Origin of the sequence: Oxyplasma meridianum (genome assembly GCF_038024865.1) — an archaeon.
Taxonomy (GTDB): domain Archaea; phylum Thermoplasmatota; class Thermoplasmata; order Thermoplasmatales; family Thermoplasmataceae; genus Oxyplasma; species Oxyplasma meridianum.
The window spans coordinates 128,378-141,132 of record NZ_CP133772.1 but is presented as its reverse complement, the minus strand read 5'-3'; the positions used below and the strand labels follow the sequence as shown (position 1 = coordinate 141,132).

Genomic DNA, 12,755 nt, shown 5'->3' with positions numbered 1-12,755 from the left:
TTATGCTAGATAGTGGCGAAAGTTATGAAACATCGCTGAAGAATTTGCTTGCAAGAATAAACAGGATCAGTGTCTGGTCCCTTCCAACTGCTTTTCTTGCCATAATAGGCATTGGGTATTTCTTCGTTTTTTACGATATTTCAGATATTGGGCTTGCCATGCCGGCCATTGATGCACAGTTCAATCTTCATGGATCAATCATACTCTTTCTGGCACTTTCAATAGGGCTCATAGGTTATGCAATAGGATCTTATGTCATAGGTACTGCCTCGGACATATTTGGAAGATACAGGACAATGATTCTGACCATGGGGCTTACTGCCCTTGGTTCCTTTGGAGATGCACTTTCCGTAAATGTTCCCATGCTTGTGGTATTCCGTTTTATAACCGGATTAGGACTTGGTGCTGACCTGAATCTTGTTTCAGTTTATGTGAGTGAATTTGCTCCCCCGAATATAAGGGGGAAAATCACTGTGTTTACCTTCTTAATTGGTATTCTGGGACAGTCAGTTACACCACTCATTGGTTACTATCTGGTACCTTCATCCGCTTTGGGTTGGAGGTACCTGTTCATTATTGGTGGTATTATTGCAGTGGTTGCACTTGGACTGAGATTCGAACTGCCTGAGTCGCCAAGGTGGCTGGCAATAAGAAAACGTGACATTGCAAAAGCCTCGCTTATAGTTGACCAGATGGAAAAAGTTGCGACAAATAAAGAGGGAAAACTTAGAGATCCTCAACCTGAAAACGTTAAAATTGAAGATAACAAATTCCCCACGCTTTACCTGTTTAAGAGACCATACTCCACAAGGCTTTCTATCCTGGTAGCAATGTGGTTTCTCTGGTATATAGGAAATTACGCATTTCTGGGGGATGCAGCTACACTGGTCTCTAACCTTGGTGTCACAATTGCAAGCTCAATCCTATACCTCGTTGTAGGGGCAATAGGATATCCGGTTGGAGCTGCAATAATGATATTTGTATCGGACAAACTGCAGAGAAAAATTCTCATATTAATCGATACGGTAGTATGGTTTTTTGGCATGATCATATTCAGCCTTGCCACAAAGGATGCCTTATTTGTTGGAGCGTTCTTGGGATCGCTTGGTCTTGGGATGTACCTTCAGGTAGCATATACATTCACAGCTGAGAGCTATCCAACAAGGGCCAGAACATCAGGATTTGCCCTAACAGACGGAATAGGGCATGGAGGTGGAGCACTGGGGGCCATATTGCTTCCTGTTCTTGTAGCAGAATACAGTTTTTCATTTGGCTTTACCTTCATAGCAATAACCGGTCTGTTGGCTGGTCTGGTAGCGCTTCTGGGTCCTGTGGCATCCAAGAAGAGTCTGGAAAATATATCCAAATGACTTTTATTTTTATGCGTTTTCAATTGAGGTGGATTCGACTCTCCATCCTATGAACAGAACAGTAAAAATAAAACCAAGCATGCAGGTCAATGACAGAAAGATGAGGCCAACCCCAGCACCTATGAGGGAAAAAGCACCAAATCCAAGAACACCAACAAACCCTCCAATTCTTCCAAAAGCCTCACTGATGCCCTGTCCTGTCCCCCTTATCTCTGTGGGGTAACTTTGGGCTGGGGAGGTTACCGTAGTTTTGTCCGGACCCAGAGCACCGAAGAAGAATGATCCGCCCAGCATTCCAATTATAACAAAAGCTGCAATATGAATACCCATGTAAAGTACAACACCAAGCAGTCCCAGAAGTATTGATCTCAGAAGGAAACCCAATGACTGGAGGAAGTTTCTACCCAGGCGATCAATGAATATTATTGTAAGGAATGAGGCGGGAATTGTAAAGATTTTTACGAGGACTGCGCCCAGAGCCCCTCCCGAAAATGATGCACCTATGTAGGGTATCAGGATCACAGGTAAAAAAAGTGTAAGGCTCTGGTCGCTGATTTGATAAAGAAACCATGGAACAGAGAACCTGAATACATCTTTCCTGTTATGTTTTAGAAAGGTTTTAGCCAGGATTTCCCTGATGGAACCAAGACGAGAAAGTTTCCACAGTTCTGATTCTCTAAGCCTCAGCCTCATCAATATAGAGAACATTGAAAGTATGGATCCTGTTGCAAGAGTAAGACGCCATCCTGTTGGTCCAAGTTTCAGAAGAATAATCCCGCCCAGTAGATAGGCAAGAAGTATGCCAAAGTTGGCAAAGAACATGACTGTAACCAGCCTTTTCCCTCTGCTGTGGGATCTATGTTCAATTTCTGATATGTATGCGAACACAACCACATAATCCATCCCAACGCCTATTCCAACAATTAACCTCAGTGTGAATATCTCAAGAAAGTTGCTTACCAGGGCACTTGCAATTCCAGCAACCACAAACGTCATAAGATCCAATGTAAGGATTCCAATTCTTCCAAACCTGTCAGAGAAAATGCCACTGAAGAAAGCACCAAAAACTGCCCCTAATAATATTGCTGAAGCCAGGAGTGTAACCTCTGTTCCATTAAGAGACATGTAATTCTTTATAGGACTCAAAGCAACAGAAATTATGGCAATATTATAGCTGGCGGTAAGTATGCTCATTGAACCAGCCATTGTTGGAAATATCTGTTTTATATAATTTCTTGAAATCATTAGGCATACCTATTTAATTCGTACTTGAAACTGCTATTTACCTAATTGGATGCTTTTATTTAAATAATCCTGTTAACAATGTTGTCTGCAAAAATGAGCAAGAAAATTTCCTCTTATTCCCTTCTTAGAAAAGGTTATGAAATGCCTGAACTCAATTAAACCTTAAATTTTGATCTAAAAACTCAAATTTATTTTCATGGTAACAATATTTAATAAGGATCTTAAACATAATATTCACATGCATGTTTCAGGAAATTGGAGAATGAAAGTCTCAGGTCTTGTCCTATTTGCAGGAGTTGCTCAGTTTTTCCTTTTTGTACTAATTGCAGAGGCAATATATCCTAATTACAGTATTGCGAATAATTATATCAGTGACCTTGGGGTAGGTAGCACTGCTTACATTTTTAATACATCCATTGTCATTCTTGGAATTGCAATCATAATTGGCGGTTTTTTTCTTGAAAAGTTTTCCACCCAGCTGAGAATAGTTTTGATACTGGCAGGAATTGGAGCTATGGGTGTAGGAATTTTTCCTGAGACTACCGGGGCTTTGCATACATATTCTTCTCTCTTGGTATTCCTAATGAGTTCAATTGCACCTTATTTCATAATCTGGAAGTTGAGAAGTACTATGTCTCTGCTATGGGTTATTCTGGGTACGCTTGGTTTGATATCACTGATTCTTTACGTACCTGGGGTTTATCTGGGGCTGGGAAAAGGTGGGATGGAAAGGCTCATAGTCTATCCAAATATTATCTGGGTTCTTAGCTTCAGTGGATGGATATTTGGGAAATATGATAAATGATTGACTTTCATACCAGTCCGGCATTTTTAATCCAACATAATAACTGATCCTTAACATAAATATACGCCGCTTACGGTGAAAACGTATCATAATAAATGCCAGGTAGTAGTCTCAGTTGCTAAATAGGAAGCTCTCCAACCTGAAAGATCATCGGTGAATTTTTTCACCTTATTGGTTCCAATTCATGGCTAATTTGATAGGGCTTATTGATTGCCTGGAAGAGTGTTCATCTTTAAATCTTGTTATGAATAAAAATACTTATTCATCCATAAGAAGATATACCTTATACAAAATAGGTGTTTTCAATGAAAGCTATAGTTGTCAGGCCCCCATCGGTTGGTGCAGAAATAGGGGATATTGAAATAAAAACGGAGAAATTCCATGGTTTGAGTGTAAAGATTCTTGAAAATGGGATTTGCGGAACCGACAGGGAGATAGTTAAAGGAATGATGGGAGAAGCTTCTTCTCCACCAGGTGACAGATTTATGGTTCTGGGCCACGAAGCCTTAGGAATTTTGGAGGAGGATGGGTTTCAAAAGTACTAGTTAGTATGGAAGGACCTCTAATTTTGCCGCTTTTTCTGTGTCATTTCCGAATAAGTTTCAAAAGTACTAGTTAGTATGGAAGTAATTTTAGACGGAGGGGCATGGGACATATAATGGTATTTAGTTTCAAAAGTACTAGTTAGTATGGAGGTTTGACTTTTTTGAGCCTTTTTATTTCTATGTTTTTGTGTTTCAAAAACATTAGTTAGTGTGGAAATGCCATATCAACTTTCTACATTCTTATTTGTGTGCTTATTATCTCCGCTTTTTTCAAAGTTTATTAAAAAGAGAACGAATGCAACAATATCTCTTATTATTACTAATCTTTCAGAATTGAAAGCAATATTGGTGATAATTCCAGTTGGAAAACTGATACTCAGATTGGAATAAGAAAATGCAAATCAGATACTATCGCTTCTTATATTACCCATTACAAAAAAAAGTTATAGGTGGCACACTAACAGAATAACAGTAAGATCGCTATGAAATTCTTTGAGATAAAGTGTCTTCTGACAATTTTCATCAAACATTATGAGAAACTCAAGTTTTAATACATGTTACCCTTTAGAATCCTTAAAAATGTTCTTTTAGTTTTTGTAACATTTAAAACTTCCAATTTGTCAGTAAATTTGTCAGTAAAATTCTATAATACATATACAGTCCACTGGATACTAATATAAATAGAAAAATAAATAGAAAAATATGCAAATTCTTTAGAAATAGTATGATTGAAATCGAGAACCGTTTAGAAAAATATATATTACAATGATCTCATAATGATATCAATGGAATCTGAATTTACAGAGGTAAATAAGAGAAAGATTCGTGTTACGAAAAAGCATCTAATCTACTTCCTTTTTTCTCTTCCTGCTATTGCGTATGTTATTGGCCTTTCAATACTTCCAGCGTTAACCGTGGTTTATGACAGTTTTCTTGTTAATGGCAACTTGTCAATACACAATTACCAGTCTCTTCCAAGTTATGGCCTCTATTCATCCATAGGCAATACTCTGCTCGTGAGCGTTGGTGCTCTTTTAATCCAGCTACTCCTTGCTCTAGCCATAGCCATGGTAATGGTAAAACCTTTTAAGGGAAGCAAGATATTTTCAACAATAGTTATTATTCCTTTTGGTATTTCAACCATTGTAAGTGCCTTTATTTTTAGTTTAATTTTCCAGAATATCGGTGGATTTGCCAATGGGGTGCTTGTATTCTTTGGATTGAAGCCGGTAGTATGGTTTTCTTCTTCTCTTTCCGATCTCGGCATCGTAATGTTTTCAGATTTTTGGAAGAATACACCATTGGTTGCGCTGATTCTTTACGGAGGTTTATCTTCAGTCTCACCATCGCTATATGAAGCAGCGTCCATGGATGGTGCTGGCCCTTTTAGCAGATTCAGGCATATAACGCTTCCAGCTCTTGCCCCTTTAATTTCCATTGCTCTCCTTGTTAGAGGTGTTAGCGAGTTTAACATTTTTGCGTTACCTCTGGTTCTTATAGGATATCGCCCCCTTATACTAAACACACTGATTTACGAGAATTATTCTACTTTGGCGACAAGACCCATCTCTTACGCGGCGGCTACTGTACTTCTGGTAATAATAATGGTATATGCCATTTTCGTTTTGAGGATTGGGGGTGCAAAACAATATGCCCAGTAAGACAAAACCGCTTATTTACATTGCAGCTATTATACTTTCAATCATATTTTTTTATCCATTCTGGACATTGATTCTATTAGCTTTTGAACCAACAAGATTGACATTTGGAAGGCTGTATCCTGTTCAGTTTCCATTTGAGGTAACTTTGCTTAATATAATTAATTCTTTCAAACAGGTTGATCTCATTGGTCCACTAATTAGGAGCTTTGAAGTTGCATTTATGGTAGGGGGGCTGGCACTCTTGCTTGGCGTTCCAGCGGGGTATGGAATAGCTAAGTTAACAGCAAAAATTTCCAACAAGCTTATTGCCTTTCTATTTATAATAAACATGATGCCAGGTCTTGTTATCGCAATTCCAATTTCTCTTTATTTCTACTCGGCACATCTTGAAAACACCGCCGTGGGAGTTGCACTTGCACAGGAACTTGTAGTTCTTCCTCTTACTGTCTTCATTTTAATGGGAGGTTTTAGAAGCCTTCCAAGGGATCTGGAGAATCAGGCAAGAGTAGACGGAGCATCACTTGGTTCAACCTTTTACCATGTATTGCTGCCGCTGGTTCGCATACCCATACTAATAGCCTTTGTTCTTTCATGGATGACTTCGTGGGACGAATTTACTTATGCATTCATAGTTGCACCCATTGTGCCTTCAGATTCAACGTTTCCGGTTGCTCTGTATGACTATGTTAGGCGTGATCTTCCACTACAGTCGGCAACATTTGCACTGATTGCTACAATACCGGTAATTATACTCGTGGTTGTTTTCCAGAAATATCTCAAAGGACAGTATCTTTCAGGAGGATTGGTAGGATGAATGTAAAAATGAAATATGAGAACGTGTACAAGTTTTATGGAAAAACCAAAGTGCTGGATAAATTCAACCTTGAGATATACGATGGTGAATTTTTGGTTGTACTTGGCCCCTCAGGAACAGGAAAGACCACGCTATTAAGGGTTACAGTGGGAATCGAGGAGATGACACAGGGTAAAATTATCATAGATGGGGAAGATGTAAGCAGATTACCTCCAGACAAAAGAAACATCGCTATGGTGTTCCAGAACTATGCCCTTTACCCCAATATGACAGCTTACCAGAATATTGCCTTCCCTTTGAGAATGGCAAAGAAACCCAAGACAGAGATAAAGAGAAAAGTAGAGGAAATAGCTGAGACACTGAAAATTGCGGAGGTACTTGAGAAAAACATAACTCTCCTAAGTGGTGGTCAGAAACAGAGAGTTGCCCTCGCAAGGGCACTGGTAAGGGATCCAAAAATATTTCTACTTGATGAGCCACTGAGTAATCTGGATGCAAGAGTAAGAGTTGTGGCCAGAGGGGAGTTGAAGAAGATTCAAAAGGAGCTTGGGCATACATTCGTGTATGTTACTCATGATCAATCAGAGGCGGGAAGTATGGCAGACAGGGTAGCAATATTGAGATCGGGTAAAATAGAGCAGATAGGGACTTATGAAGAACTTTTGAATGAATCACAGAGCACATGGGTTGGAGACTTTATAGGCGATCATCCCATGAATTTCATTTCAGGGAATAAAATTGGTTTAAAAGGCCATACGATTGGATTCAGAGATTCATGGGTTTCAGAAGGGACTGGAAACCTTTCCGGAACTGTGGAACTTTGTGTTATGGGAGAGGAAAGTTACCATGTTCAAATCCTGCTTGATGGTGTAAAAGACAGCGACGGCATATTGCCCGCTGACCAAGAAATTGGAACAATGGACGGTTTTGCAGGCAGCACATTGAGCCTAAGATCTTCAAAAAAATACAATATAGGGGAGCACATAAGATTCGGCCTTAACAGATACAACGTATATGATGAAAGTGGTAAACTGGTAGAGTGTGTTAAACCTTCATGAATATGTCAGAAACAACAAAACAACTTGATGCACTCAGGAGCCCAGAAGGTTGGCTATATGCTGGCCTACCTAAGTTCAAAGCACTTTTTGGAAGGGATTCCATTATTTCTTCTCTGGAACTTATTAATTATGATTCGTCAATTGCAGTTTCAACCATAAACGCGCTGATGAAAATGCAGGGGATAGGGTTTAACAGCAGAACTATGGAAGAACCGGGTAAAATTATTCATGAACACCAGACTGATAGAGAACTTATTGAAAAAAGATCAAAAGAACTGCCATGGCTTACAGTTGGAAAAAATTATTTTTCCGTGGATAGCACCCCTCTTTTTGTCATACTGATTTCAGAAATGTGGAGAAATGATAAACATCTTGTTAGAGAAGATATGATAATCTCCATGGTAAAGGCTGTGAAATGGATAATAGAGCATGGAATGAATGGATCTTTCCTTTCATACAGAAAACCACCGGTTGATTCCGGTTTACAGTCCCAGAGCTGGAGGGATGGAATAGGTTCCATACTGGATGAAATGAAATCACCCATAAGTATAGTTGGGGTACAGGGTTATGCATATTACTCTCTCAAAAAGGCTTACGAGGTTTTGAGGGGCTTTGGCAGTGAATACAAAGAACTTATTGATGAAATACAATTTTCGTTGCGTTTTATCAGAGATAACCTATACGAATATTTTCAAATTGACGATGGGACTTATCTTGGACTTGCACTTGATGGGGATGGAGTTTTAAACAGAACAATTACCAGCGATCCAGGACACCTACTGTTTTCCGGAATACTTGACGGTAGACAGCAGAATGAGATTGTCAAAAGGTTATTTGAACCGGATTTATTGACGGATTATGGGATTAGATGCATGTCAAAATTAGATCCCTTTTTTGATTCTAAAGCCTACCAGAGAGGTTCAATTTGGCCACACGACAACTGGATGATAGCCATTGGACTTTTGAAAAATGGATTCTTAAAACAGTATGGTGATTTGAGGGAAAGGATCCTACATGCTTCTGAAATACTTGGCGGATTGCCTGAATATTTCGGTGTCTCCAGAGGTGGAACCATAATAGAGAATGAAAAAATGCGCATAAAACCATGCTTTCCACAAGCATGGTCAACCGGAGCTGAAATTTATTTTCGTAAGAAAAGAGGAAGTTAAATAAATTGGGTAGATCCTACAATATTGTGGATATAATAATTCTCAATCCATATTTCTCAGCATGGCTTCATATTTCAGCTTTTCATAAACATTGATCTGGTTGGTGCCTCTCATTAGATATGTGAAAAAATAGTGGTTACATATCCTTATTCTCATAATATGGAAGGGGATTGCCATTTAATGTGTTATTAACATGCATCATCTATAATTTAAGTTGTGTTTTTAAGAATTAAGAATAAAGTCTCCTTGTAACATGAAAAATATCTCAAGTCATTAGGTCAGATTCATATGGTAAAGAAAGGATCTTTGAATTAGATATATAGAAAATATATACATCCAAAAATGTAAAAATAAACATAAATTGTAAAATTAATTTGTTCATAAAAATTGTATAAAAATTGAAAAAAGTTAGGGATATAAATTTTTTAAGTTATCAGACTGAAACCGGTTTGAAGTAGCCGTTTTCGTACTCTTTAGCAACATTAGGTCCGTAAAGTGTTGGATAGGCTGAGCTATTTGTATTATATAAGTAATTGTACATTGCACTGTTTTCAGATGCTAGTATAGAAGGTATGCTGCTGTAGGATGTTGTTGAGTGATCCACAACTATTGCTGTAAAAGCGTTATCCATGTATTCCTGCCACTGATTTATCCAGACTACCGGATCTCTCAAGAAGACTCCTCCCTTTATGGCAGAAAGAGAAGCATTTAAGGCAGTGTCTGTTGAATTGTATGGCTTCATTGACAACGCTGTCAGATTTACTGAACCCGGCCACTGATAGTACATCATACTATAGCTGTTTGAGGCAAGTCCGGTGTATGTTGCCCAGTATGAAGTCGTGTAATCAGGTGATAGATATGGACTCAGGTTATACAGATACTCCATTGCATGGATGTCTCCTGAATCATTAAATACCATGGGGTTTCCACCAAATTGGACCATCCATTGGTAAAGCTCGGTTGCTGTGCTTGCTCCACCGTGTCCCTGGAAATTAACCTCACCAACACCGTACTTGTCGTAAAGGGTTTTTGCATCACTGAATAGCTGTGTATAGGTTGTAGGTGCAGTCGTTATTCCGGCCCCAGTCATTGCAGACCAGTCCATCCATACAAGTGGTATGTTGACAAGCTGTGTCAGGAAATAAATTCCTCCAAATACATGCGTCTCATAACTATTTAGACTGCTTATAGACGAAAGAACTCCCGCGTCAGCAGTTATTCTTGAAGTGGCACTGGTTAAGTTGGCTAGGTATCCCTCGTAGAATAGTGTTCCAACATCAAGATTGTCTATTGTCATTACTATGTTGGATTTAGCACTAGAGGATTGCTCAGCCTGCACCGCAGATACTATACTTGTCGCTGATACATAACTTGTACTAACATGTATGTTAGGGTAGGCTGTTTCGAAGCTTTCTATTACACTATTTATATAGCTTTCGTCGGCTGTGCTCATGCTGGTGTAATACGTTACAGTTACTGTGGGTGAAGTCGAACTGTATATTGTTGGCACTGATTTACTTTGAGTTGCGTTATAAGCTCCCTGGTCTACCGGTATAAATCCAGTGTTGACTTCAAAACTCTTTTGAATCGAAGGAGTCAGCAGATACGCTACCAACTGTTCAGAAGCATGCATATTTGGGCTGTTATTGGCTATTGCAATGACACAGCCACCCAGCAGATGGTTGGAGTTACTAGACCCACTCACACCTGGATACACATACAGGACCTGGGAAGTGGAGGAAGTGGAGGTGGATGGAAACAGTTTGCTATGGTCAAGACCTATGAAGGACCCCACCAATATAACTACTATTACAACTACTAACACCCCAATCCAAGTTTTCTTTTTTTCTTGTTTTGGAACTGGTTCTTTTTCCATAATGATCAAACTCTATATGAAAAAACATTAATATAAAGATTCCTTTTTCTCCGATTTTATATAAAGACTTCGTAATAAAATATTTTTTTTGACTTTTCCGATCTGTCTATTTTTACAGGATTAACGTGTAATGTTTGAATTCATTGTTTAATTAAACATACTATTTACCTTAAGTATTTCCCATGCATAATATTAAAAAATTGGAGTAAAGAGTTTTAAAAATGAAGATAGGTTATTCTTTATTCGCTTTGCCCTCGAAAAAGAACCTAATTGATATAAGAAAGTCAGTCCCAATAAAAATGCATAAAAAGAATTGATGGCCTAACTGTGGTTTTAAATTTTTAGATTTCAAGCAAAGTATATGTTTTTCATTCCTTGGCCATGAGGGATGCAAATATCTTGAAAACTATATCATTGAGAGAATGAGGGAAGTTGAAATTCTCACACTGGAATCACCCATAATCACGGCGGCAAAACTTGCCCTGAGAAAGGCAAAGCCAATTATTTCATACACGAACGTGGGAGATGCTATGCGTAATCCCATAAGGAATGCAGGATTCAATATGAGGCTTTGCGTTCTGAGATCATATTTCGACAACAGATTACTGCTTGCAGAGGATACCCGATTCATGAGGAGAGATTACAGAACATTCATAATGGGTCACAAAGGAGATATAAAAACACTTACCCCAGGAACAAAGGAAGACTTCCTGATGAACTCGTGGAACAGGTGGGAAATGCATATGAAAAATCGCCGTCATATTTTGATACGGTCAGAAGCATTATATCTCATCAAGATGAGAAATCACTTGGAAAGACCCTAACTTCAACCTTCCCCTGAAAGGTGTTCGGGATGAGGATATCCGAGGTTGCGGATTTCCTGAAACTTCCGGATAAGATATTGCAGAAAAACCTCAGGGAACACATGGGACTGAGCATTAACAAAGGCTATTCTTAAGAGTGATAAACGTCAAAGAAATAAAGGATTACATGCGCAAGGGATGGGGATGAGTAAACACACTACCGCGAGATAAGGAAGTCGCTTTTAAGCTGCCCGCATGAGGAAATTTTGATAGGGGTTTTTCTTTAAACTACTCTTATTTGGCATTCTTTTTAACTCTATTTAAGGCTTCTCTTCATTTCCTATTCTTACTTGAAATTTTAGGATTCAGTTATAACGATCCGCCTGACCCCCCTCGTAGGGATTTTTTTCATATTAAAGTTTAGAGAAACTGCATTCAATATCAAATTCGGTATAAATCGAAGGATGGTTTGTATACAATAGTTTTGCAAAACGATTTTTTAGTTCAATGATTTTGAGCTACTCGGCGATATTCTTTGCAGATTGTATGACATCTAACAGTTCCAAGGCTGAAATCACTAAAAGTATTGGGGAATTCTCAGATGTCTTGACATTTGGCATGAAGAGATCTGTGAGAAAAGCGTTTTCGTGAGTGCCTCCTTGGCTTTGTGATTCCGCCTGAAATAAGGAGAAAGAGCATCTAAAACGTTGTAGAACTTGTTTCGAAAAGGGATCATAGCACTGCTAACATATCATTTCGCTCTGTTGATTCTGATGTCTTAGAGAAAAATTATATCACTTTTCTGAAATCCATAATTGCCAAACAAAGGGTGCAGTTAATAGGAGATGACACACTCCTTGACAACTTGGGATCAAAGGTCATGGGAATCTGTTGGATGGTTCTAAGATCGAAAAGACAAGAAGAACGTGCTTGCACATTAGTTTTTAACATCCAGATTTTTGATATGAATGTAGACATATTCTAACCTTTCCTCATTAGACTCTACAAGAAGATGGATGATTTCCATGATAACATGAAGGATAGTATCATGATCAGGATATATCATGAGTGAAATATTCACCTTTGCTGAGGTGATTTTCAAGGTCACCGGAAAGATCATAGACTCATGGTATTCAAGTGCAAAGTTCCTGGGAGATCATTTTGTGGCAGGCTTAAAGAGTGAAGGAAGGTCTCCTTCGGCGATCTTGAAAGGATCACTAATCAGAACAGGGATCTTTTCTACATCATGGCTGAGATACTTGAACCCACATTCCTCTTTTATGGGAAGGATACCGCAATACTGAAAGATTTTCCACTGCTGAGGGAATTTCATGTTTTTTTACCTATGATAAGGCAGTGAATCTCTTGATTCTTTACAACCCTAGAGAGGAAGGAAAAATTCCCTATTT

At 38.7% G+C, this 12,755-nt stretch carries 11 protein-coding genes; 9 read left to right on the top strand and 2 right to left on the bottom strand.

Features of this window, described 5'->3' with window-relative positions; genetic code table 11:
- Positions 1–2: 2 nt before the first annotated feature.
- The gene (locus tag OXIME_RS00725; RefSeq protein WP_393971579.1) at positions 3–1,370 is read left to right on the top strand and encodes an MFS transporter; all 1,368 of its coding nucleotides are present in this window, start codon (positions 3–5) and stop codon (positions 1,368–1,370) included.
- Between the two features lie 9 nt (positions 1,371–1,379).
- On the opposite strand, the gene OXIME_RS00720 is transcribed toward OXIME_RS00725, so the two are convergent.
- On the bottom strand, positions 1,380–2,615 hold the full coding sequence (locus OXIME_RS00720; RefSeq protein WP_393971578.1) for an MFS transporter: 1,236 nt from the start codon (positions 2,613–2,615) through the stop codon (positions 1,380–1,382).
- 196 nt (positions 2,616–2,811) lie between these two features.
- On the opposite strand from OXIME_RS00720, the gene OXIME_RS00715 reads away from it, so the two are divergent.
- From OXIME_RS00715 to OXIME_RS00690, 6 genes are all read left to right on the top strand, one after another.
- A complete protein-coding gene (locus tag OXIME_RS00715) occupies positions 2,812–3,420 on the top strand; it encodes a DUF998 domain-containing protein (RefSeq protein WP_393971577.1) in 609 nt (202 codons plus the stop codon).
- Between the two features lie 305 nt (positions 3,421–3,725).
- Positions 3,726–3,965 carry an alcohol dehydrogenase catalytic domain-containing protein gene (locus OXIME_RS00710; protein WP_393971576.1) on the top strand — a complete coding sequence of 80 codons (240 nt, stop codon included), beginning with the start codon at positions 3,726–3,728 and terminating at the stop codon, positions 3,963–3,965.
- Between the two features lie 785 nt (positions 3,966–4,750).
- A complete protein-coding gene (locus OXIME_RS00705) occupies positions 4,751–5,626 on the top strand; it encodes a carbohydrate ABC transporter permease (protein WP_393971575.1) in 876 nt (291 codons plus the stop codon).
- Positions 5,616–6,440, top strand: coding sequence for a carbohydrate ABC transporter permease (locus tag OXIME_RS00700; RefSeq protein ID WP_393971574.1), 825 nt, complete (start codon positions 5,616–5,618; stop codon positions 6,438–6,440). Before OXIME_RS00705 ends, OXIME_RS00700 begins: the two co-directional genes overlap by 11 nt.
- 8 nt (positions 6,441–6,448) lie before the next feature.
- Complete coding sequence (locus OXIME_RS00695) at positions 6,449–7,498, top strand: ABC transporter ATP-binding protein (RefSeq protein ID WP_393971573.1); 1,050 nt, start codon at positions 6,449–6,451, stop codon at positions 7,496–7,498.
- Positions 7,495–8,667 carry an amylo-alpha-1,6-glucosidase gene (locus OXIME_RS00690; RefSeq protein ID WP_393971572.1) on the top strand — a complete coding sequence of 391 codons (1,173 nt, stop codon included), beginning with the start codon at positions 7,495–7,497 and terminating at the stop codon, positions 8,665–8,667. Before OXIME_RS00695 ends, OXIME_RS00690 begins: the two co-directional genes overlap by 4 nt.
- 433 nt (positions 8,668–9,100) lie before the next feature.
- Here OXIME_RS00690 and OXIME_RS00685 read toward each other — a convergent pair whose 3' ends face one another.
- Positions 9,101–10,492, bottom strand: a complete 1,392-nt coding sequence (locus tag OXIME_RS00685) for an extracellular solute-binding protein (protein ID WP_393971571.1) — start codon at positions 10,490–10,492, stop codon at positions 9,101–9,103.
- Positions 10,493–10,965: 473 nt separating this feature from the next.
- Here OXIME_RS00685 and OXIME_RS00680 point away from each other — a divergent pair, with 473 nt between their 5' ends.
- Both OXIME_RS00680 and OXIME_RS00675 read left to right on the top strand, forming a co-directional pair.
- Complete coding sequence (locus OXIME_RS00680; protein ID WP_393971570.1) at positions 10,966–11,367, top strand: hypothetical protein; 402 nt, start codon at positions 10,966–10,968, stop codon at positions 11,365–11,367.
- A gap of 1,043 nt (positions 11,368–12,410) precedes the next feature.
- The gene (locus OXIME_RS00675) at positions 12,411–12,650 is read left to right on the top strand and encodes a hypothetical protein (RefSeq protein ID WP_393971569.1); all 240 of its coding nucleotides are present in this window, start codon (positions 12,411–12,413) and stop codon (positions 12,648–12,650) included.
- Positions 12,651–12,755: the final 105 nt, after the last annotated feature.